The organism is Streptomyces sp. NBC_00335 (assembly GCF_036127095.1).
In the GTDB taxonomy this organism is placed as follows: Bacteria; Actinomycetota; Actinomycetes; order Streptomycetales; family Streptomycetaceae; genus Streptomyces.
The window spans coordinates 549,804-571,702 of sequence record NZ_CP108006.1 but is presented as its reverse complement, the minus strand read 5'-3'; the positions used below and the strand labels follow the sequence as shown (position 1 = coordinate 571,702).

The 21,899-nt window shown below is 72.9% G+C and carries 14 protein-coding genes and 1 pseudogene; 10 read left to right on the top strand and 5 right to left on the bottom strand.

The annotated features are described in order from the left end of the window. Positions 1-18 precede the first annotated feature (18 nt). The 3 genes and pseudogenes from OHA37_RS02575 to OHA37_RS02565 all read right to left on the bottom strand — a co-directional run bounded on the left by OHA37_RS02575 (position 19) and on the right by OHA37_RS02565 (position 4,136). A complete protein-coding gene (locus OHA37_RS02575) occupies positions 19-1,587 on the bottom strand; it encodes an FAD-binding oxidoreductase (RefSeq protein ID WP_266901987.1) in 1,569 nt (522 codons plus the stop codon). Positions 1,588-1,783: 196 nt separating this feature from the next. Next, positions 1,784-2,441: pseudogene (locus OHA37_RS02570) on the bottom strand (class I SAM-dependent methyltransferase). 33 nt (positions 2,442-2,474) lie between these two features. Beyond that, positions 2,475-4,136 (bottom strand): IucA/IucC family siderophore biosynthesis protein, encoded by a 1,662-nt coding sequence (locus OHA37_RS02565; protein WP_266901985.1) that lies wholly within the window; start codon positions 4,134-4,136, stop codon positions 2,475-2,477. Positions 4,137-4,255: 119 nt separating this feature from the next. On the opposite strand from OHA37_RS02565, the gene OHA37_RS02560 reads away from it, so the two are divergent. From OHA37_RS02560 to OHA37_RS02550, 3 genes are all read left to right on the top strand, one after another. Beyond that, positions 4,256-5,890, top strand: a complete 1,635-nt coding sequence (locus OHA37_RS02560) for an IucA/IucC family protein (protein WP_266901983.1) — start codon at positions 4,256-4,258, stop codon at positions 5,888-5,890. Between the two features lie 125 nt (positions 5,891-6,015). Continuing rightward, positions 6,016-6,855, top strand: coding sequence for a GntR family transcriptional regulator (locus OHA37_RS02555; RefSeq protein WP_266901981.1), 840 nt, complete (start codon positions 6,016-6,018; stop codon positions 6,853-6,855). A 120-nt stretch (positions 6,856-6,975) separates the two neighbouring features. Continuing rightward, the gene (locus OHA37_RS02550; protein ID WP_266901979.1) at positions 6,976-8,553 is read left to right on the top strand and encodes a M12 family metallo-peptidase; all 1,578 of its coding nucleotides are present in this window, start codon (positions 6,976-6,978) and stop codon (positions 8,551-8,553) included. A gap of 123 nt (positions 8,554-8,676) precedes the next feature. On the opposite strand, the gene OHA37_RS02545 is transcribed toward OHA37_RS02550, so the two are convergent. Continuing rightward, positions 8,677-9,522, bottom strand: a complete 846-nt coding sequence (locus OHA37_RS02545) for a GntR family transcriptional regulator (protein WP_266901977.1) — start codon at positions 9,520-9,522, stop codon at positions 8,677-8,679. 231 nt (positions 9,523-9,753) lie between these two features. Between OHA37_RS02545 and OHA37_RS02540 the strand changes: the two genes are divergently transcribed. Both OHA37_RS02540 and OHA37_RS02535 read left to right on the top strand, forming a co-directional pair. After that, positions 9,754-11,340, top strand: coding sequence for a beta-N-acetylhexosaminidase (locus OHA37_RS02540; RefSeq protein ID WP_266901975.1), 1,587 nt, complete (start codon positions 9,754-9,756; stop codon positions 11,338-11,340). Continuing rightward, the gene (locus tag OHA37_RS02535; protein WP_266901973.1) at positions 11,337-12,836 is read left to right on the top strand and encodes a cellulose binding domain-containing protein; all 1,500 of its coding nucleotides are present in this window, start codon (positions 11,337-11,339) and stop codon (positions 12,834-12,836) included. The genes OHA37_RS02540 and OHA37_RS02535 overlap by 4 nt, the downstream gene beginning before the upstream one ends. Positions 12,837-12,904: 68 nt before the next feature. Here the strand turns inward: OHA37_RS02535 and OHA37_RS02530 are convergent, their stop codons facing one another. Beyond that, a complete protein-coding gene (locus OHA37_RS02530; RefSeq protein ID WP_266901971.1) occupies positions 12,905-14,461 on the bottom strand; it encodes a S8 family peptidase in 1,557 nt (518 codons plus the stop codon). Positions 14,462-14,665: 204 nt separating this feature from the next. On the opposite strand from OHA37_RS02530, the gene malX reads away from it, so the two are divergent. The 5 genes from malX to OHA37_RS02505 all read left to right on the top strand — a co-directional run bounded on the left by malX (position 14,666) and on the right by OHA37_RS02505 (position 21,895). Next, positions 14,666-16,276, top strand: a complete 1,611-nt coding sequence (gene malX, locus OHA37_RS02525; RefSeq protein WP_266901969.1) for a maltose/glucose-specific PTS transporter subunit IIBC — start codon at positions 14,666-14,668, stop codon at positions 16,274-16,276. A gap of 3 nt (positions 16,277-16,279) precedes the next feature. Then, the gene (locus tag OHA37_RS02520; protein ID WP_266901967.1) at positions 16,280-17,548 is read left to right on the top strand and encodes a MalY/PatB family protein; all 1,269 of its coding nucleotides are present in this window, start codon (positions 16,280-16,282) and stop codon (positions 17,546-17,548) included. Positions 17,549-17,736: 188 nt separating this feature from the next. Further along, a complete protein-coding gene (locus OHA37_RS02515; protein ID WP_266901965.1) occupies positions 17,737-18,834 on the top strand; it encodes a SigB/SigF/SigG family RNA polymerase sigma factor in 1,098 nt (365 codons plus the stop codon). Between the two features lie 182 nt (positions 18,835-19,016). After that, complete coding sequence (locus tag OHA37_RS02510; RefSeq protein ID WP_323182302.1) at positions 19,017-20,090, top strand: quaternary amine ABC transporter ATP-binding protein; 1,074 nt, start codon at positions 19,017-19,019, stop codon at positions 20,088-20,090. Then, positions 20,090-21,895: an ABC transporter permease/substrate binding protein gene (locus OHA37_RS02505; RefSeq protein WP_266901963.1), complete on the top strand. Its 1,806-nt coding sequence runs from the start codon at positions 20,090-20,092 to the stop codon at positions 21,893-21,895. Before OHA37_RS02510 ends, OHA37_RS02505 begins: the two co-directional genes overlap by 1 nt. Positions 21,896-21,899: the final 4 nt, after the last annotated feature.

The following is a 21,899-nucleotide window of genomic DNA, read 5'->3' as shown; positions in this document are numbered from 1 at the left end:
AGGGGCTGGGAGCTGGGGCTATACGGCTTGGGGGAAGCGCAGCAGCCGGTCCGGGTCGTAGCGGCGGCGGACCTCTTCGAGGCGGGCCAGGTTCGGCCCGTAGTAGGCCTCGCGCCAGCCGGTCAGTCTCGGATCGGCGTAGTTCTGGTACGCGGCTCCGCCCGCCCAGGGCCGCAGGTCCTGCCAGAGCCCGTCGAGCCAGCCCTGGTGGCGGCCGATGTCGGCGGCCGTGGCCGGGCCGGGCCAGTAGATGAGGTACTGGGCGAGGAACCCGGCCGTGCGGTGCGCGAAGGCGGTGGCCCGCGCCGGGATCCGGTTGAGGGCTCCGCCGCAGACCCCGTCGAACTGCACCACGCCGAACCCGCCGCGCGGCACGCTCCCGGCGTAGCGCCGCAGGGCGGCCAGTACCGCCGAGGCGGCCGCTTCGGTCAGCCCGTCCGGGGCCCAGAAGTCGGACCGGGCGGCGTAGGAGGCACGGCCGAGCCGCCCCCGCGGATCGTGTCCCGGGAGGGTGCCCGGCAGGCGGCATTCGGCGGGGCTCCGGTCCAGGCAGCCGGCCATCGCCCGGACGGTGTCCGCGTAGCCGCGTACGACGCTCCACGAGTCCCGGGGCGGGGCGCCCACCAGGTCGGACAGCCGGGTCAGCTGCCGTTCCAGCTCCGCGCGTCCGCCGTCCAGGCAGAGCACCCGCAGCGCCGGGGCGCCCACCGGGCCGCCGTCCACGGTGAACTCCACCTGGCTCCAGAACGGATCGGGCAGCGCCTCCAGCCAGCGCTGCCACCCGCGCAGGACGGCGGGGGAGTCTGCGGCCGACCAGCGCAGTTCCGCGAAGGCGCAGTCGGAGACCGGGTGGGTGCGGAAGCGGAAGCCGGTGACCACCCCGAAGTTGCCGCCCCCACCGCCGCGCAGGGCCCAGAACAGGTCGGGCTCGCGGTCGGCGGCGACTTCGCGGAGCGTCCCGTCGGGGGTCACGAGGCTCACCCCCGTGAGCCGGTCGGAGGTGGCGCCCCAGGAGCGGGAGGAGAGGCCGAGCCCGCCGCCGAGGGTGAGACCGGCGATGCCGACGGAAGGGCACAGCCCCGTCGGGACGGCCAGGCCCCGCGCGGCGAGGACGGAGTTCACCTCCCCGAGGCGGGCGCCCGCACCGACCCGGACCCCGGTCCCGGACTCCGCGGCCACGTCCGCCATGGCGGACGTGTCGATGACGAGTCCGGCCTCGCGGGTGGACCAGCCCGCGTAGCCGTGGCCGCCGCCGCGCGGCACCACGGGGACGGCCGAGCGCCGGGCGAAGTCCAGACAGGCGGCCACGTCCCCCGGGTGCGCGGGGTAGGCCACGGCGCCCGGCCGGACCGTGTCGTAGCGGGGCTGGAACAGCTGCCGTGCCTCGTCGTAGTCCCCGTCGCCGGCCGTCACCACCCGGCCGTCGAGGGCCCGGGCCAGCGCCCCGTAGTCCGGGTCCGCGCGGCGGGTCGTCGTACGGGGCGTCGTGCGGGCCGTCGTGCGGGCCGTCGTAGGGGCCGCCGCGCCGATCGAGGCGAGGACGCCCGTGGCGGCTCCCGCGAGGACCTGGCGGCGGTGGAGGCTCATCCCTCCTTCCTGCCACCGCCTTGCCCGTTCGGGGCGAAGGCGGGCCCATGGGGGCGGGCTTGCCCCCCGAACGGCCCATGCCGGGGCGGCTGCGGGTGGCTTCGGCCGGGTTTCCGTACGGGTTTCCGTTCGAGCTTCCGTACGGGTCTTCGGCTCGACCTCCGTCCGGGCCTCCGTCCGGGCCCCCGCCCCGCGGTCAGCCCGCCCGGCGGGCCAGCAGGAAGCCCTGCGGGGACTTCTCCGTGGCGTCCGGTTCCCGGATCAGGCGGGCTGTCTCGGTCAGGCCCGCCCCGGCCAGCAGCCCGCTGATCAGCTCGGGCGGTGTCCAGTACACGTCGAGGTCCACGGGATGCCCGTAGGCGTGTTCCAGCCGGAGCTGCCGGTCGCCCGCCTTGAACGCGATCAGCAGGTACCCGCCCGGGGGCCAGGACCCGGGCGAACTCGGCGAACAGCGCGGGGAGCCCGGAGGGCGGGGTGTGCACGGTGGAGTACCAGGCCAGCACCCCGCCCAGCACCCCGTCGGCGATGTCCAGCGCGGCCATCGAGCCGACCTCGAAGCGCAGCCCCGGATACGTCCGGCGGGCCACCGCCACCATCGCGGGGGACAGGTCTACCCCGAAGGCCCGTACCCCCAGGCCGTCGAGGTGCGCCGTCACCCGGCCCGGTCCGCAGCCCAGGTCCGCGACCGCCCGGCCGGCGCCGGGCCCGTCCCCGCGCACGCACTCCGCGAAGGCGGCCAGCATCGCCCGGTCCAGCGGTTTGCCCTCCAGCTCTCCGGTCAGCAGCGCGGCGTAGTCGGCGGCGACGGCGTCGTAGGACGACCGGACGGAGTTCAGGTGCGAAGTCGATGCCATGCCCCCGGACAGTAGCCCGCCGGAGCCCCGAACTCAGCCCCCGGTCAGCGGATTGTCCAGCTCGGCCCACTGATCGCCAGGCACCCCCGGGCTCAGCCGCATCAGGGTCAGCGCCTTGGTCGGCAGCGGTCCGGTCAGCAGCGCCCGGGTGTCGGCCGTGGCGGGCAGGCCGGGCGCGGCCGCCGCCAGGTCCGCGGCGAGCGCGGCGGCCGAACCGGCCGTGGAGCCGAGCGCCCCCGCCACCAGCGAACCGAAGAGCTTGCGGCGCAACAGGGTCACGTCATCGGTGATCAGCCGGCCCGACAGAGGTGGCGCCGGCAGGCCGTGGCGGGCGAGGCGGGCCGGGCTGATCCGGATGTCGGCGAGGTCGCGGTACACGAGCCGCAGCGGGGCGCCCTCGGCGGACAGCACGACCAGCAGGTTCTGGCCGTGGGCCTCCAGGGCCACCCCGAGATCCAGGACCCGCAGGCAGACGGACAGCGCGAGGCGGGCGAAACCGGCCCGCCAGGTGTCGGAGCGCACGTACGGGGTCAGCGCCAGGGCGGCCACGGGCAGGACGCGCTCGCCCGCGCCCCGGTCCGCGTACGCCTCGGGCGGCTCGCGGAGCACGGCGGCCAGGTCCGGGGTGCCGGCGGTGACGGCGCCCAGGGTGCGGGTGATGTGCAGGCGGCCGTCGAGCCGCTCGGACAGGCTCTGGGCGAAGCCGGATACGGCGGCGGCCGTCTCGATGGAGTAGACGGAGATGTCCCGCACGGAGGAGGTGAGGCGGGTGCTGAGCGCGGTCTTGACGTGAGGTCCGCCGTCGGCGGGAGAGAGGGTGCGCAGGGCCATCAGCGGGTGCGCGGCGGGCCCGGGCCGCAGCTCGTGCCCGCTTTCCTGAGCTGCCCCCTGTTTGACCACGTGCTCCGCCTGCCAGGGGTGGACCGGTACGAGGATCCGCCCGGCCTCCCGCCACCGGTCGGGCCAATCGCCGGTCACCCGGCACTCCGCGGCCCGTACGACGGCCAGCCCGAGGGTGACCACCGGCCGGTGCTCGGGTCCGTAGGCGAGCTGCTCGGCCACCGTGAAACCGGGGCGGGAGCGGCAGTTGGGGTGGTACGGATGGCCGTCCACCACCCGCTGCTCCCACTCCCAGGCGGCGAGGTCCGCGGCGTCGTCCGGGCCGGTCGGCTGGCCGGCCCGGGACAGGGCGAGGGAGGCCGTGCTCTCGTCGAGCTCGGCGGCGAACTCCTCCCCGTACGGCAGCCCGAGCGCCGCCACCAGCGCGGCGGCCCGCCGGTAGGGGCGGCCGTCGAGCAGCAGCTCGGCCACGGGCGGCGCGGAGGCGCGGGCCGCGGAGAAGGTCGTCGCGTACGGGTCGGGAAGGGGGCCCTCCAGCCGGGAGCCGGAGGCGAGCCGGAGCGCGAGCGAACCGGAACCCCGCTCCCGGCGGGTGATCCACGGCAGCGGCTCGAAGGCGAACGCCCGCCACAGCCGGGTCAGTACGGCGGCCCGCGCGCCGGGGAGCGCGGCGGCGTAGGCGGACCCGAGGCTGCCGGGGTACGTGCCGGCGGGTCCATGCGGTCCGGCGGGTCCGCCCGGTCCGGCGAGTCTGCCCGGACCCGCGGGTCGGCCCGGTCCCGCGGGACCGGTTTCGGACAGCGCGGCGAGCTCGGCGGCGACGGCCTCTTCGGCCGCGGTGGCGGGGAGGTGCATGCTGGGATCCAGGGCCCCGGTCCTCTCGGATGACGTGATGATCACTTCATCATCGCGGATACTGAAGATCACGGCCGGTCGTACGCCCCCGCGCACTTCCGGCGCTCTGGACGTACCGAATGGAATCCGTGGACCTCAACGCCACCGACAACGCCGCCGCCGACGCCTATGCGGCGGCCCCGCTCCTGAACTGCCTCCTGCGGGAGGCCGCAGAGCCGGTCCCGCTCGCCGGGCCGGGGGGTTCCGAGGGGGACGGCTGGTGCGCGTACCGGCTGTCGGGCAGCGGGCGGTCGCTGCGGGTGCGTGCGGGACGCAGGCCCGAGCGGCCCGAGCTGGAGACCGGGGCCGGCTGGCATCCGCTCACCCATACCGAGCTGGTCAAACTCGTCTCCGACGAACTGCGCCAGTACACCGGCGTGTCCAACGACGAGCTCCCGGTCGAGATCGCCGACAGCCGCGAGACCATCGCCGCGCTGCTGGCCGCCCGCGCGGCCACGCCGCCGCCGGCGGACCCGTACGTCCGGTCCGAACAGTCCCTGGTCATGGGACACCCCCATCACCCGGCCCCCAAGGCCCGGGGCGGCGGTCCGGCCAACGGCTGGCTGCCGTACGCCCCCGAGGCGTACGCCCGTTTCCCGCTGGCCTTCCTGGGCGTGCGCGAGGACCAGGTCGCCGAGGAGGGCGGACCGGCCGCGGCCGCCGCGGTCGACTCGCTCGCGGAGGCGCTGGGAGGGCCGCGCGCCCCGGCCGGCTACCGGCTGCTGCCCGCCCACCCCTGGCAGCTCGACCTGGTCGCGGGCCGGCCCGCGGTCCGCGAGGCCCTCGCGGACGGGAGACTGCTGTCGCTGGGCGCCGGGCGGGTGCCGGTCTGGCCGACCGCCTCGATCCGGACCCTGTACGTTCCCGGCAGCGGCAGCGGCAGCGGTAGTGGCCGTGGCGCAGACGCCGCGGGCACGGCGGGCGCCGCCGCCGGCGATCTGTTCGTGAAGTTCAGCCTCGACGTGCGGATCACCAACGACGTGCGCAGGCTGTGGCGGCACGACCTGCTGAAACTGCGCCGCACGGACGCGGCGGTCGAGGCGGGCTTCGCGGAACTGCGCCGGTCCGGGTCGAGTGCGGCCTGGCTGCCCGACCGGGGGTACCGGACGGCCTCCTTCGCCTTCGAGGAGCTCGCCGTACTGGTCCGCGACGGGCTGGCCGCGCACGCGGAGCCCGGCGTCACACCCCTGCTCGCGGCCGCGCTGGCGGAGGGGTATCCGGGCAGCCCGCTGGCGGCAACGGCCGACCCTGCCGGGTGGTGGCGGGCGTACCTGCGCCAGGTGGTGCCTCCCGTGCTGCACCTCTTCGCCCGGCACGGCGTGGTCCTGGAAGCGCACCTCCAGAACACCCTGGTCGCCGTCGACGCCCAGGGCGTGCCCGCGCAGGCCCTCTTCCGGGACGCCGAGGGCGTGAAGCTCCTCCCGGACCTGGACCGGGAGGCCGCCTGGCAGCGCCTCGTCTACTGCCTGGTGGTCAACCACCTGACCGAGGTCGCGGGCGCGCTCGCGCAGAGCCACCCGGAGGCGGCCGGGGACCTGTGGCCCGCCGCCCGCGCGGAGTTCCGGCGCTTCGGCGCCGCCCACGACCTTCCCGAGATCGCCGCCCTGCTGGCCGCCCCGAGTCTCCCGGCCAAGACCAACCTGCTGCTGCGCTGGACCCGCGCCGACGGCGCCGACTCCCGCTACCTGCCGCTTCCCAACCCGCTGCGGCCCTGAGGGAGCGTGCGGTTCCGGCCAAACAGGGTCCGGATAACGGATCCCCTCTCACCGACAGGTATAGACCAATGCTACGTTGGTCGAGCAGACCGCGCAGTCCTTGACCTCCCGTCAGAGGAGAAGCCATGCCCTCCCCTTCGCGGGGCGGCGGCCCGGCCGCCATGCCCAAGTACCAGCGGATCGCCGCAGCGTTGCGGCGCGAGCTCGACCTCACCGCACTCACCCCCGGCGCCCGGCTGCCCTCCGAGCGCAGCCTCGCCGCACGCTACGAGGTCAACCGGCAGACCATCCGGGCCGCCCTCCAGCACCTGAGGCAGGACGGCCTCGTCGTCACCGGCCGGCGCGGCACCCGCCCGGCGGTCCCGGCCGGCCAACCGGCCCGGGCTCCGGCCCAGGCTCCGGTCCCGGTCCCGGTCCCGGACCCGGCCCCGGACCCGACCCCGGTCTTCGCCCCCGCGCCGGCGGTCCCGGCGGCCCCGCCGGAGACGACGCCCGCCGGGGTCACCGACCAGGCGTGGCTCACCCTCGTCACCCTGGCTCCGGCGCTCGCCGAGCAGCTCGGCATGCGGGGCGGGGAGCAGACCCTGGTCCACCACCACCGCGAGAGCGGCCCGACGGGCCAGACCCGGCGGCACGCGGTGACGTACCTCTGTCCCCGCACCGTCGTCCGGACCCCCGAACTGGCCCGCTACCGGGACCGCTTGGTGGCGGGCGTCCGGGACGAGGACCTGGGGCCCCTGCACCACTGGCTGGAGGGGGCCGCGCGGGCCGGCCGGGTCGCCGAGACCATCACCATGACCCGGACCAACTCGCCGCAGGCCGCGCCCCCCGGCGGGCTCTCCGTACGCCGCACCCTGCACGACGCCGCCGGCCGGCTGCTCGCCGTCACCGATCTCGTCTTCCCCACCTGGGACCGGCTGACCTTCGACCGGTCGCCGGCCGCCATCGGCTTCCGCGTCACGTAGGGCCCGACCGGTGCCCACCGGGCCCGTCGGGGTGAGCCGGGGCGGGGTGGCCGGGTGACGCGGTCGCGGGAGCGGGTGTCGGCGTGGACCGGGCCGGTGTGGAGGTGCGTTCGTACGCGCATGATCATCTCTCGTCTCGGCCTGGCCACCGGCTTGCTCGCCGCCCTCTCCGCCACCGCCCTCGGCCTGCCGCCCGCCCTGGCCGCCGCGCCCGCGCACCCGGCGGCCGAGCCCCCGCCGCCAGGCCACGTGCTGCGCAGCCGCACCATCGACCTCGACCTGGCCGACTACCGCTGGCTGTGCACGGACCAGCCCTTCGGCACCCCGCGCCGACACACCTTCAGGCCGTTCTCCGACACCTCCATCGAGGTCGTGGAGTCCGGTGTCGAGCGCGACCCGGCGGGGGGAGCCGTCAAGTGGAGCGGTGAGGTCGTCAAGGTCGACGGGCACCCGGTCGGGCCCGGAGTGCACCGCCGGGTGGTGCTGTCGACCACCGGAGTCTGCGACCCCGGAGCCGCACCGGACGCCGTCGGCGTGGACGCCCTCTTCGACCTGGGCGAGCGGGCCTACCGCATCGCGCAGCCCCGCAACGAACCGGGCCGGCTGCTGATCACGGAGGAGGACCCCGGCCTCCACGTCAAGCCCGCGCAGGACGACGCGGACCCGCAGTACGAGAACCCCGACCCCGCGGTCATCGCGGAGGCCCGCAGGCAGCTGATGACCCGCGCCGCGTCCGCCGGGCCGGTCGTCATCGACATGGTGGTCGGCTACACCCCCCGCGCCGAGTGGGGCATGGGCGGAGAGGAGGCGATGCTCGCGCGGATCGCCTTCGCCGAGACGAGCATCAACCACGCCTTCGCCGACAGCAACATCAAGGCGAGCGTGGACATCGTGGCCACCTACAAGGCGAACTACTACGCGCCGGCGGACCAGGAGACCGCGCCGGTCGTCCACGGCCTGATCTCCAACCCGAGGGAGCCCCGGCTGGGCGCCCCGGCCGCCGCGCTGCGCGAGAAGTACGGCGCGGACCTGGTCTCCCTGATGATCGAGGTCCCGAACGGAACGAGCAGCGGACAGGGCAACCTCCCGCAGCCGCCGAGCGAGAAGACCGACGACCAGGCGTACTCGGTCGTCGACTACCGGACCGTGGCGCTCTGGTACAACTTCGGCCACGAGGTGGGCCACAACCTCGGGCTGTGGCACGACCGGGCCACCCTGGACGAGCAGATGGGCGGCGAGGACTACCGGCCCTACCTGACCACTCCCTACAGCACCGGCTACATCACGCCCGATCGCCGCCACCACACGCTGATGGCCTACTCCTCGGCCTGCGGCGGTCCCTGCACGGCCGTCAACCAGTACTCGAACACCGAGAACACCTGGGACGGCCAGCCGCTCGGCGACGCCTACAACAACAACGCGGCCGTCGCGCGGATCACCGCTCCGGTCATCGCCGGCTACCGCGCCCCCGCGCAGCCGCGCCAGCGCCACGCCCTGACCCTGGGCGAGGGACTGCGCCCCGACACCTGGGGCCCGTACCGGCCGGGGACCTCGATCAAGGTGACGGCCACCCCGCCGCGCGGGTACCGGATCGCCGCGTGGGAGCTCGACGGGCAGCGCTACGCGATCACCTCGGCCCAGGTCAACGTCACGATGGACAAGGCCCACGACCTCAAGGCGGTCTTCGTCCGCGTCTGACCGACCGTTGGAGGACCGGCCCGTGCGGGAGCGGCCCGTGCGGGACCGTCACGTGTGGTGCCGGCCCGTGCGGGAGCGACCCGTCCGGGACCGTCACGTGTGGTACCGACCCGTGCGGGACCGTCACGTGCTGGTGTGGACGTCCCCGGTGGTGGTGGAGGTGATGACCGCCCGGCGGCCGAGGTCGCCCGGCGGGATCCCCGGGTGGTGGCCGCCCGGCCGGCCGGCTCCCGGGGACACCCCGAGGGCCAGGCGCGAGACGATCCGGTAGCGGTCGCCGCGGTACACGGAGTGCACGTACTCCACGGGCCGGCCGGTGGAGTCGGTGGTCAGCCGCTCGATGAGCAGGGCGGGGGAGAGCAGCGGGACGTCCAGCAGTCCCGCCTCCCCCTCGTTCACCACCGTCGGCTCGATGGACTGCTGCGCCTCGTGCACGTACACGCCGTGGTGGTCGCGCAGGTGCTCGTAGAGGTCCCCGGCCTCTAGCTCCGCCGGGGTCAGGGCCGGTACCAGGTCGGCCGGAATGTGCAGGTGCTCGATGGCCATCGGGGCGCCGTCCACCAGCCGCAGCCGGGCGATGTAGAGCAGGCTCGCACCGGGGGAGATGCGCAGCCGGCGGCCGATCCGGGCGCCCGCCTGGACGGTGGAGTGCTCCAGGACCCGGCTGGACCAGTGGCCGGACGCCTGCCGCATCGCGAAGGCCGCCTCGTCGGCGGCCAGTTCCTGCGTGATCTTGGCGGGGGCGACGAACATCCCGCGCCCGTGCTCGCGCACGAGCAGCCCCGTGGCCACGAGCTCGTCCACCGCCGCGCGCAGGGTGGGGCGGGAGACCTCCAGGGTGGCGCACAGGGTGCGTTCGGAGGGGATGGCGTCGCCGGGCCGCCGGATGTCGATGAGCCCCAGCAGGTGCTCACGGACCCGTTCGCGCTTGAGTACGGATCCTTGCGAGTCGGTTGCGTCCTTCGTCATGGCCCGCCCCCTCTTCTCTCTGCTCACCTGTCCAACTGGTCATGTGCATCTAACCACTCGATGAGGCGGGGGCGCGAGGAGTCCGTCGAAATTATTCGGGCCGTGCGGGGTTGACGGCGCACTCGGGTCGTGTCACCTTCTAGCCACTCAGCTAACCAATTGGTCAGTTGGTCAACTCCACGCCTCGGTAGATGAGTTGACGGAACGACCAGGTGAGGAATCTCCGAGACCGTGACCGCCGCTGCCGCCGCCGCTTCCCTCCGCCCCGACCTCGGGCTCGTCCCGCGCCCCGACTCGGTCACCGCCCTGCCGGGCCGCTTCACCCTGGACCGGAACACCGGACTGCGCGCCGGACCCGGCGCCGAGGCGGCGGCCGGCCTGCTGCGCGAACTGCTCGCCCCCACCACCGGGTTGCCGCTGGCCCCGGACCCCGACGGGCGGATCACCCTGCTCCTGACCCCCGGGGACACGCCCGCCGGGGAGGAGTCCCTCGGCCCCGAGGGGTACGCCCTCACCGTCCGCCCCGACTCCGTCCTGCTGCGCGCCGCCCGCCCCGAGGGGCTGCTCCACGGGGTGCAGACCCTGCGCCAGCTGCTGCCGCCCGAGGCGCTGGCCGCCGAGGGCGCGCAGCCCCGTACGCCCGCCGCCGGCTGGTCGGTGCCCTGTGTACGGATCACCGACCGGCCGCGGTTCGCCTGGCGCGGAGCCCTGCTGGACGTGGCCCGTCACTTCCAGCCCGTGGCCTACGTACGCCGCTTCGTGGACCTGCTCGCGCTGCACAAGCTCAACGTCCTGCACCTGCACCTCACCGACGATCAGGGCTGGCGGATGCCGGTCGAGGCCTACCCCCGGCTCACCGCGACCGGCGGCCGCCGCGCCCAGACCGAGGGCGACGGGATCCCGCACGAGGGCTCCTACACCCGCGCGGAACTGGCCGGGCTCGTCGCCTACGCGGCCCGGCGCGGGGTCAGCGTGGTACCCGAGATCGAGATGCCCGGCCACGCCCGCGCCGCCCTCGCCGCCTACCCCGAACTCGGCAACCGGCCCGGCGTCCGGCTGGACACGTGGACCCGCTGGGGGGTCTGCGAGAACGTCTTCGGGGTCCACGACGCCGTGCTCGACTTCTGCCGGGGCGTGCTGGACGAGGTCGCGGACGTGTTCCCCGGGCCCTACGTCCACCTCGGCGGTGACGAATGCCCCCGCGTGGAATGGGAACGCTCCCCGGCCGCCCGCGCCCGGGTCGCCGCCGAGGGCCTGGCCGGCCCCGGAGCGCTCCACGGCTGGTTCCTCGGCGAGGTCGCCGCGCACCTGGCCCGGCTCGGCCGCCGCCCGCTCGGCTGGACCGGGACCGGCACCGAACTGCCCGCCTCCTTCACGGCCCTGGCCTGGCTCGACGCGGAGCACGGACGGGCCGCCGCCCTGCGCGGCCACGACGTGATCATGACCCCCTACCGCTCCACCTACCTCGACTACCCGCAGTCCGCCGACCCCGGCGAACCGCGCGGCCAGGACGGCGGCGTGCTCGACCTGCGCGGCGTCTACGACAACGACCCCGCCCCCGCGCACTGGGAGCCCGAGGCCGCGCGCCGCGTCCTCGGCACCCAGGCGCAGCTGTGGACCGAGTACGCGCGCACCCCCGCCGAGCTCGAATACCTGGCCTTCCCCCGGCTGTGCGCCCTCGCCGACACCGCGTGGTCGGCGCACCGCGACTGGCCGGACTTCCTGCGCCGCCAAGGCCACCACCAGACCCGGCTCGCCGCCCTCGGCGTGCGCGGCCGATCCCTTCCCTCCCCCCACCCCGAGAGGAACGCAGCATGAGCACCCCGACCCGTGCCCCGCGCCACACCCCGAGCAGCACCCCCCTGCGCAAGCGCCGTACGGCCCTGGCCCTGGCCATCGCCCTGACCGCCGGTCTCGGCTCGGCCGCCCTGACGGCCCTGCCCGCCAACGCGGCGGCCGACTCCGTCAAGGTCCAGTACCGCACCAGCGCGACCGGGGCCACCGCCGACCAGGCGGAGCCCTGGTTCAAGGTGGTCAACAACGGCTCCGGCACCGTCTCCCTGAGCCAGGTCAGCTTCCGCTACTACTTCAAGGCGGACAGCCCCAGCACCCAGTACCGGTTCGCCTGTTCCTGGGCGGTCAAGGGCTGCGCCAACATCACCGGCACCTTCCACACCATGGCCACCCCGACGGCCACCGCCGACCGTTACCTGGAGATCGCCTTCACCGGCGGCGCCGGCAGCCTCGCCCCGGGCGCCGACACCGGCGACATGCAGCTGCGCTTCCACCGCGCCGACTGGCAGACGCTGCGCCAGTCCGACGACTACTCCTTCGACGCGTCCCGCACCGCGTACGGAGACTGGGACAAGGTGACCGCCAAGCTGGGCACCGGCACCGTCTGGGGCACCGCGCCCGGAGGCAACGTCCCCGACCCGACGCCGACTCCGACGGACCCGACCCCGACGCCGACGGGCCCCACGCCGACCCCGACCGACCCGGGACCGGCCGGAGCCACCCTCTTCGACGATTTCACGTACACCTCCTCCACCGACCCGGCGATAGGGGCCCACGGCTGGAGCGTGCGTTCCAACGCCGGCGGCCCCGGCGTCCCGGGCGCCACCTGGGCACCGGAGAACGTCACCTTCGCCGCCGAGGGCGGCAACACCATCATGAACCTGGAGACCTCGACGGCCGGCACCGGCGAGAGCACCAAGCACACCGAGATCCTCACCAAGACGATGAAGTTCAAGAACGGCACGTACGCGGCGCGGGTGAAGTTCTCCGACGCCCCGAAGTACGGCCCGGACGGGGACCACCTCGTGCAGACCTTCTTCCCCATCAACGACCTCAAGGCCCCGTTGGCCGACGACTACTCGGAGTACGACTTCGAGTACCTGCCCAACGGCGGCTGGGGCGAGCCCGCGAACATCCTCTACACCACGTCGTGGGAGACGTACCAGGCCGACCCGTGGGTGGCCGTCAACCAGCACTCCGAGGCCCGGACGAGCTACGCGGGCTGGCACGACCTGGTGCTCACCATCGACAACAACGCCATCACCTACTACGTCGACGGCCAGGTCTTCGGCGTCCACGACGCCAAGTACCTGCCCGAGCGGGGCATGTCGATCAACTTCAACCAGTGGCTGATCGACCTCAACGGACAGCCGGGATCCACCGCGCGCGCCTACGACCAGAAGGTGGACTACGTCCTGCACGTCAAGGACCAGGTCCTCACCCCGGCCCAGGTGGCCGCCAAGGTCGGCGGCTACCGGACCGCGGGAACGGCCTTCGTGGACACCGTCCCCAACGGCTGACCCGGCCCGTGCGAACGGCGGCGCGCTCCGGGGGCCTCAGCCCCCGGAGCGCGCCGCCGCCAGGCCGTTCAGAAGCGCAGCGCCCACGCGTCCAGGTACCCGGTGTGTCCGGCGAAGGCGTCGAACACGCGCATCTTCCAGACCCCGTTGGCCGTCTCCGAGGAGGCGTTCACCGTGTACAGCCCGACGAGGTTGCTCTCGCCCCAGTCCGTGTACTCGTCCTTGATGGGGTACACCGTCCCGTCGGGTGCGATCAGGTCGATCTTCAAGGTCCCGGAGTCCGGGTGCTTGACGTACACCTCCACGTCCAGCTGGGCCGGAGCCTTGCCCGTGACGCCGCTGACCGTGATCGGGGAATTGATGGTCCCGAGGTCCGCGACGGCGTAGTTCGTGCCGTTGGCGAACCGCTTGCCGGGCACCTTGTTCGGTACGCCGCCCACGTAGAGGGAGCGGTTCGGGGAGCCCGTCCCGGCGCCGAGGACCGCCCAGGTGGTGGCGGCGGCCTTCAGGTAGCTCATCACCTGGGCCGGGGTGGAGGTGCGGTGGGTGGACAGGTAGAGCGCCGCCGCGCCCGCCACGTGCGGGCTGGCCATCGAGGTGCCCGACATCACGGTGCTCGTGTCCTCGCTCCAGTAGGCCGCCGAGGTGATGGAGTCCCCGGGAGCGAAGAGGTCCACCAGCGGACCGTAGTTGGAGTACGAGGAGCGTGCGTCGTGGACGCTCGTCGCCCCGACGGTCAGCGCCTGGGAAACCCTGGCCGGCGAATGCGTGGAGGCGTCCTTGGACTGGTTGCCGGCGGCCACCGCGTAGGTGATGCCCGAGGCGATGGAGCCCCTGACCGCCGCGTCCAGCACGGTGTCCGGGTCCCCGCCCAGGCTCATGTTCGCGACGGCCGGCTTCACGGCGTTGCGGGTGACCCAGTCGATGCCCGCGACCACCTGCTCCGTGGTGCCTTCGCCGTTCCAGTCGAGGACCCGGACGGCCACGATGTTCGCCTTCTTGGCCACGCCGAAGGTGGTGCCCCCGACCGTTCCGGCCACGTGCGTACCGTGCCCGTGCAGGTCGTCGGCCTCGAAGTCGTTGTCGATCGCGTCGTACCCGTACCGGGCGCGCCCGCCGAAGTCCTGGTGGCTGATGTTGACCCCGGTGTCGATGACGTAGGCGGTGACGCCCGCGCCGGCCGAAGTCGCGTAGGTGTAGGAGTTGTTCAGCGGCAGCCTGCGCTGGTCGATCCGGTCCAGGCCCCAGGACGGCGGGCTCGGCTGGGTGGTGTCCAGCCGCAGCTTCCGGTTCTGCGCGACCGCCGTCACCGCCGGATCGGCGGCGAGCCGCCGCGCCTGCTTCTGCGTCATCTTGACGGAGAACCCGTTGACCGCCGAGTCGTACGTCCGGCCGACCGTGCCGCCGGACCGCTCGACCACGGCCCGGCCCCGGTCCGTACGGGAGCCGGCGCGCGCCGGGTCCAGCAGGACGAGGTAGCTGTCGGCGACGGCTCCGGGAGCTCCGGCGTACAGGACCTCCCCCTCCGGCGGGGCCGCGGCCGAGGCCCCGGTGTCCAACCCGAGCGCGAGCGCCGAGGCGAGTGCGAGCGCGGCTCCGTAGCGCCGCAATAAGCGTGATCGCATGATCATTAAATGTGACCCCCCTGAGTCGTCCGCTCAGAGTGCTGCCTTCACAAGCTCCGCACAAGAGGCCCGCGCCGGGCCCGCGCGGGAGCAATCAGGCCTTACGGATAGGGGCCCTTCTCCTCTTAGTGCCAGACGTTCACAGAACGGAATCTTTATGTGCGACCCCCTTGACCCCCTCCGATTCCGGACGAAAGATCCACCATGAAGAAGACGAAGGCAGCGCTCTGGGAATTCCTCCAGGGCCTGGGCAAGACCTTCATGCTGCCCGTAGCGCTCCTGGCTTTCTGCGGCATCATGCTCGGCGTCGGCTCCTCGCTCTCCAGCCCGGCCGTCCTGCAGAACCTCTCCTTCCTGGACAACGAACCCCTCCAGCTGGCCTTCACCTGGATGTCCAACACCGGACTGGTGGCCTTCAAATTCCTTCCGGTCCTCTTCGCGATGGCGATTCCGCTGGGCCTGGCGCGTGAGGACAAGGGCGTCGCCGCCTTCTCCGGATTCGTCGGATTCGCCTCGATGAACCTCGCCGTCAACTTCTTCCTCACCACGCGCGGCGTGGACTTCGAGGACAAGGGCGAGATCGCGCACTACGGCATCGCCGACGTGCTCGGCGTGAAGTCCATCGACACCGGACTGCTCGGCGCGGTCGCCGTCGGTGTCATCGTGGCCCTGCTGCACAAGCGCTACCGGACCAAGCAGATGCCCGACGCGCTCGCCTTCTTCGGCGGCCTGCGCTTCGTCCCGATCGTCTCCGCCCTGGCCATGAGCATCGTCGGACTCCTCGTCCCGCTCGTCTGGCCCACCCTCGGAAGCTGGATCGCCTCCGTCGGCACGGGCATCGCGCACGCCGGAGTCTTCGGCCCGTTCTTCTTCGGCATGGGCGAGGTGCTGCTCCGCCCGATCGGCCTGCACCACATCCTCGTCGCGCTGTTCCGCTTCACCGACGCCGGCGGCGCCGGGACGGTCTGCGGGGAGAACGTCAGCGGCGCCCTGAACCTCTTCTACGCGCAGCTCTCCTGCACCACCCCCTCGGGCGCGGCGCACACCGCGACGCAGTTCCTCTCCCAGGGCAAGATGGCGGCGTACCTCGGTGGTCTGCCGGGCGCCGCGCTGGCCATGTACCACTGCGCGAAGCGCACGATGCGCCCGGAGATCAAGGCGCTGCTCATCTCCGGTGTCGTGGCCTGCGTGGTCGGCGGGGTCACCGAGCCCCTCGAATTCCTCTTCCTCTTCATCGCCCCGTGGCTGTACCTGATCCACGCGGTCCTGGTGGGACTCGGCTTCCTGGTCGCCGCCGTCCTCGGCGTGTACATCGGCAACACCGACGGCAACGTCATCGACCTGCTGGTCTTCGGAGTCCTCCAGGGCACGACCACCAAGTGGTACCTGGTCCCGGTGATCGCCGCGATCTGGTTCGCCGTCTACTACTTCCTCTTCCGCTGGGCGATCACCAAGTTCAACCTGAAGACCCCCGGACGCGACGACGAGCCCACCGGCCCCGAACTCGCGGACACCGGGGCGGTGGACACCGGGGCCGATGCCGATGCCCCCAAGGCCGAGCTGGTCGCCGGCAAGTACGACCCGGTCGCCCTCCTCGAAGCCCTCGGCGGCCCGGCCAACATCCACGCCCTCGACAACTGCATCACCCGCCTGCGCATGACCGTCGGCGACGCCGCGCTGCTGGACGACGCCCGGCTGAAGAAGCTCGGAGCCATCGCCGTGGTCCGGCTCGACGAGCACAACGTGCAGGTCATCATCGGCCCCCAGGTCCAGTCCGTGAAGGACGCCATCGCCAAGCTCACCCCGGTCGGCTGAACCATGACCCACCCAGACTCCGACGGCCTCCAGGGCCTCCACGGCTTCCACGAAATCTGCGACTTCGACGTGCCGGTCGACCGGCACGGCACCTGGTGCACCCAGTGGGACTACGTCGAGGACCGCTTCGGCGCCGCCGGCCTGCTCCCCTTCACGATCTCCGACATGGACTTCGAGACCGCCCCCGAGGTCCTCGCCGCCCTGCGCGGCCGCCTGGAGCACGGGGTCCTCGGCTACTCCCGCTGGCGCCACGAGGACTTCCTCTCCGCCGTCCGGCACTGGTACGCGACCCGCTACGACACCCCCGTCGAGCAGGACCGCATCGCCTACGCCCCCGCCGTCCTCTACCAGGTCGGCCGGATCCTGGACCTCTGGTCCTCGCCCGGCGACGGGGTCGTGGTCCACACCCCGGCCTACGACGCCTTCCCCCGTCTCCTCGCCGCCCGCGACCGGGACATGCGCGGGGTCCCGCTCCACGACTGGGACGCCCTGGAAAGGGAGTTGGCCCGCCCCGACACCACCGTGCTGCTGCTCTGCTCCCCGCACAATCCGACCGGCCACGTGTGGAGCGGGGCCGAGCTGGAGCGGACGGCCGAGCTGTGCGAGCGCCACGGGGTCGCGGTGATCAGCGACGAGATCCACTCCGACCTCGCGCACACCCCGCACCGCCCCTGGGCACTGCACGGCCGCCCCGGCAGCCGCTGGGCCATCGTGACCTCCGCCTCGAAGTCCTTCAACATCCCGGCGCTGACCGGCAGTTACGGCATCTTCGGCGATGCGGAGTCCTGTGAGCGCTATCTCACCCTCCTCAAGGACGCCGACGGACTGTCCTCCCCGGCGGTCCTCTCCATCGCCGGGCACATCGCCGCCTACCGCGAGGGCGGACCGTGGCTCGACGCACTCAACGCCTACGTGGCGGACAACCTGCGCATGGTCGGAGACCGCCTCGCCGAGGCCTTCCCCGAGCTGGACTGGCATCCGCCCCGGGCCGGCTACCTCGCCTGGATCGATCTCCGGCCCCTCGGAGTTCCCGACGAGGTGCTCCAACGTGAGCTGATTCATACCGAGAAGGTGGCGATCATGCCCGGAACCGCCTACGGCCCCGAGGGCGCGGGCTTCGTACGCCTCAACGTGGGCTGCCCGCGCTCCAAGGCCGAGGCCGGCGTCGAGGCCTTGATCCGGGCCCTGCGCACCACCTCGGGAGCCGCCTCCTCAGCCGTCCCCGGGGTCGCTTCCCCCTCCGCCACCGGGCGCGCCGCCGCCGGGAATTGACCGGACGGCCGAGGGAACTGCGGCCGGACGGACGATGTGCGACCGGAACGGATCCCTGCCGCAAATGCGGCAGGGATCCGGCTGGTTGATCTAGGAGGAAGGGAACTGGGGAACGGATCCGGAACCGGCTAGGGTGAACGCCCATCAAGGTCATGCGCCGCAAGCCGACCAGCCCAAGGAGCGACCCCGTGCCGATGCCCAACCCGTTCTCCCATACCGCCGGCCCCCTTCCCGGCCCCCGGACCGGATCCCTTTCCGGCTCCGTTCCCGGCCCCCGCACCGGTACCCGCCCCGGCCCCTGCGCCGGCCGGCTCGCCGGTCCCGCCCCGGGCCCCGGCTCCGGCAGAGCCCCGAGCCCGGCCGTCGGCAGAGAGCCCGCGGGCACCGTGCTCCCGCCCCGGATCGAGGAGCCCCGCGAGGTGGCCCCCGCGGACGCGCGCGAGCTGACGCGGCTCTTCTTCCGCCGGCTCCACGAGCTCGACGAGGGCACCGCCGAGTACCGGTACGTCCGCGAGACCCTCATCGAGATGAACTGCTCGCTCGTCCGGTTCGCCATCCGCCCCTTCCGCGGCCGCGGAGACGGAGGCGACCTGGAGGACCTCCTCCAGGTCGGCACCATAGGCCTGATCAAGGCCATCGACCGGTTCGACCCGGCCCGCGAGGTGGAGTTCGCCTCCCTCGCCATGCCGTACATCACCGGGGAGGTCAAGCGGCACTTCCGCGACACCAGTTGGGCGGTCCGCGTCCCGCGCCGGCTCCAGGAACTGCGCATCGACCTGGCCAAGGCGAAGGAGGACCTGACCGCGCTCCTCGACCGGCCGCCGACGGTCGCCGACCTCGCCGCGCACCTCTCCCTCACCGACGAAGAGGTCATCGAGGGGCTCGTCGCCGCCAACGGCCACACCAGCGGCTCCCTCGACGCCCCGGGCTCCGACTACGCCGACGGCCGCACCGAGGGCCACAGCCTCGCCGAGACGATGGGGGCCGAGGAGCCGGCGCTGGAGCGCGTCGAGGACATCCAGACCCTGGCGCCGCTGCTGGAACGCCTCAGCGACCGCGAGCGCCGCATGCTGGCCATGCGCTTCGGCGAGGAGCTCACCCAGGCCCAGATCGGCGCAGCCCTCGGCATCTCGCAGATGCAGGTCTCGCGTCTCCTGACCCGGGTGCTCGCGCATCTGCGGGCCTCGATGCTCGCCGACCCGGAGCTGCCCGAAGCCGGATCGCCGGAGCAAGCGGAATCCACGTGCACGGGTGCGGCCACGGGTACGGCCGGCGACGCAGTGTAAGTGACATGACTCACTTCACCGTTTGCAGAGGTTAAGTGGGGGCAGTAGCGCTGCTGGAGCGGACCCGTCCGCCGGCCGACAGCGGCCGGGGCGCGGGTGACGGGCGGATCCCGTCCCGCTCCACGGCCCGCCGGCCGCACACACGCCGGTGGGCCGTCTCCGGTACGACCCTTGGGGTGTATGTGTCCACGCTCACAGCCGAGCACGTGTACAAGGTGTTCGGTAGAGGACCCGACAACGGCGCGGCCGTCGCGAAGGCGGTCCGCGCGCTCGAAAGCGGCGAGACCGACCGCGACGAGCTGCGCGCCGAGGGAACGACGGCGGCGGTGATCGACGCCTCGTTCCGCGTCGAGCCCGGCCAGATCTTCGTCGTGATGGGTCTGTCGGGCTCGGGCAAGTCCACCTTGCTGCGCATGCTCAACGGTCTGCTGGAGCCCACCGCGGGACGCATCCTGATCGACGGCGAGGACCTCACGGCCCTCTCGCCGGCCGAACTGCGCCGCGTACGCTCCACCAAGATCAGCATGGTCTTCCAGCACTTCGCGCTGTTCCCGCACCGCAACGTGCTGGAGAACGCCGGATACGGCCTGGAGGTCCAGGGCGTCCCCCGGGCCGAGCGCGAACGGCGGGCCGGCGAAGCGCTGACCCTCTGCGGGCTCGGCGGTTGGGAGAAGTCCTGGCCCGACGAGCTGTCCGGCGGCATGCAGCAGCGCGTGGGCCTCGCCCGCGCCCTGGCCACCGACGCCGACCTGCTGCTGATGGACGAGTCCTTCAGCGCGCTCGACCCGCTGATCCGCCGCGACATGCAGGACCAGCTGCTCGAACTCCAGAAGAGCCTCGGCAAGACCATCGTCTTCATCACCCACGACCTCAACGAGGCCATGCGGCTCGGCGACTCCATCGCCGTCATGCGCGACGGCCGCATCGTCCAGCAGGGCACGGCCGAGGACATCCTCACCCGCCCCGCCGACGACTACGTCGCCTCCTTCATCCAGGACGTGGACCGCTCGCGGGTGCTGACGGCCGACGCCGTCATGACCGGGGACCCCGGAGGCCGGCCGGACTGCGGCTGCCCCACCGTCTCCGCCGGCACCCCGCTCGCCGACGTGTGCGCCGTCAGCGCCCGGGTCCCGCACGACGTCTGCGTCACCGCCGAGGACGGCACCGTCGTCGGCTCCGTCCCGCAGGGCCGCCTCGTCGCCTTCATCGGCGACGAGAAGCGCGCCCCCCTGGACTGCGCGGAGGTGGCTGCGTGATGCCCCGCCTGAACCTCGGATCCTGGGTCGACAGCGGTGTCGACTTCCTCCAGAGCCACCTGTCCTGGCTGTTCGACGCCATCGCCGCGCTCGTCACCGGGCTCTACGACGGCATCGAAGCCGTCCTGTCCGCGCCGAACCCCCTGCTGCTGGCCGGCATCCTCGCCGTCGCCGCCTGGTGGCTGCGCGGTCTGCTCGCCGCCCTGCTCGCCTTCGCCGGCTTCGCCCTGGTCGACTCCGTGGCCCTGTGGCCCGAGGCCATGTCCACGCTCGCGCTGGTCGTGGTCGCGACCCTGGTCACCCTGCTCTTCGCGATCCCGCTGGGCATCTGGGCCTCGCGCTCCGACAAGGTCAGCACCACGCTGAAGCCCGTCCTGGACTTCATGCAGACCATGCCGGCGATGGTCTACCTCATCCCCGGCATCATCTTCTTCGGGGTGGGCGTGGTGCCCGGCATCATCGCCACCATCATCTTCTCGCTGGCGCCCGGCGTGCGGATGACCGAGCTCGGCATCCGCCAGGTCGACGCCGAACTCGTCGAAGCCGCCGAGGCCTTCGGCACCACCCCGCGCGACACCCTCGTACGGGTCCAGCTTCCGCTGGCGCTGCCCACCATCATGGCGGGCATCAACCAGGTGATCATGCTCGGCCTGTCCATGGTGGTCATCGCCGGCATGGTCGGCGGCGGCGGCCTCGGCGGCGCCGTCTACCGGGCCATCGGCAGCGTGGACATCGGCCTCGGCTTCGAGGCCGGCATCTCCATCGTCATCCTCGCCATGTACCTGGACCGGATGACCGGGGCCCTGGGCCGCCAGGTTTCCCCGCTCGGCCGCCGCGCCCTCGCGAAGGCCCGCTCCGCCGCCACCGGCACCGCCAAGGTGTGGAGCCACCGCCCCCAGCCCGTCTTCGCCGTGGCCTCGGCCGTGGTGCTGTCCCTGGTCGCGGGCGGCCTCGGAATCTTCGGAGACTCCGGGAAGTCGCAGGTCAACGCGGTCGGCGGGGCCGGCGTCGCGAACATCGGCAAGGGCCGCAAGCTCAGCATCGGCTACATCCCGTGGGACGAGGGCATCGCCTCCACCTTCCTCTGGAAGGAGCTCCTGGAGCGCCGCGGGTACCAGGTCGAGGCCAAGCAGCTGGAACTCGGCGCGCTCTTCACCGGGCTCGCGGGCGGCCAGGTCGACTTCCAGACCGACGCCTGGCTCCCTTCGACGCAGGCCGAGTACTGGAAGAAGTACGGCAACAAGCTCGACGACCTCGGCTCCTGGTACGGGCCGACCTCCATCGAGCTGGCCGTCCCCTCGTACATGAAGGACGTCAAGACCCTCGCCGACCTGAAGGGCAAGGCGGGGGAGTTCAAGGGCCGGATCATCGGCATCGAGCCCAGCGCCGGCGCGATGGGCCTCCTCAAGGACAAGGTGCTGCCCCAGTACGGGCTCGACGGCGAGTACAAGGTCGTCGACGGATCGACCCCGGGCATGCTCGCCGAACTCAAGCGGGCCTACGAGAAGAAGGAGCCCGTCGCGGTCGTGCTCTGGTCGCCGCACTGGGCGTACGCCTCCTACGAGCTGACCAAGCTCGCCGACCCCCAGGAGGCCTGGGGCAAGGGTGACGGCATCCACAACGTCGCCCGCAAGGACTTCGCGGCCGACGAGCCGAAGGTCGCCCAGTGGCTGAGCTCCTTCAAGCTGACGGAGGCCCAGCTCACCGGCCTGGAGGCCAAGATCCAGGAATCCGGCAAGGGCAAGGAACAGCAGGCCGTCCGCGCCTGGCTGGCCGAACACCCCGAGGTCGACACACTGGCCTGAGCGT

Coding starts and splice junctions, on each gene's coding strand:
- OHA37_RS02530 (WP_266901971.1), bottom strand. CDS start 14,461: ATGCGATCACGCTTATTGCGGCGCTACGGAGCCGCGCTCGCACTCGCC.
- OHA37_RS02520 (WP_266901967.1), top strand. CDS start 16,280: ATGACCCACCCAGACTCCGACGGCCTCCAGGGCCTCCACGGCTTCCAC.
- OHA37_RS02560 (WP_266901983.1), top strand. CDS start 4,256: ATGGAATCCGTGGACCTCAACGCCACCGACAACGCCGCCGCCGACGCC.
- OHA37_RS02545 (WP_266901977.1), bottom strand. CDS start 9,522: ATGACGAAGGACGCAACCGACTCGCAAGGATCCGTACTCAAGCGCGAA.
- OHA37_RS02555 (WP_266901981.1), top strand. CDS start 6,016: ATGCCCTCCCCTTCGCGGGGCGGCGGCCCGGCCGCCATGCCCAAGTAC.
- OHA37_RS02575 (WP_266901987.1), bottom strand. CDS start 1,587: ATGAGCCTCCACCGCCGCCAGGTCCTCGCGGGAGCCGCCACGGGCGTC.
- OHA37_RS02535 (WP_266901973.1), top strand. CDS start 11,337: ATGAGCACCCCGACCCGTGCCCCGCGCCACACCCCGAGCAGCACCCCC.
- OHA37_RS02565 (WP_266901985.1), bottom strand. CDS start 4,136: ATGCACCTCCCCGCCACCGCGGCCGAAGAGGCCGTCGCCGCCGAGCTC.
- OHA37_RS02550 (WP_266901979.1), top strand. CDS start 6,976: ATGATCATCTCTCGTCTCGGCCTGGCCACCGGCTTGCTCGCCGCCCTC.
- OHA37_RS02505 (WP_266901963.1), top strand. CDS start 20,090: ATGCCCCGCCTGAACCTCGGATCCTGGGTCGACAGCGGTGTCGACTTC.
- malX (WP_266901969.1), top strand. CDS start 14,666: ATGAAGAAGACGAAGGCAGCGCTCTGGGAATTCCTCCAGGGCCTGGGC.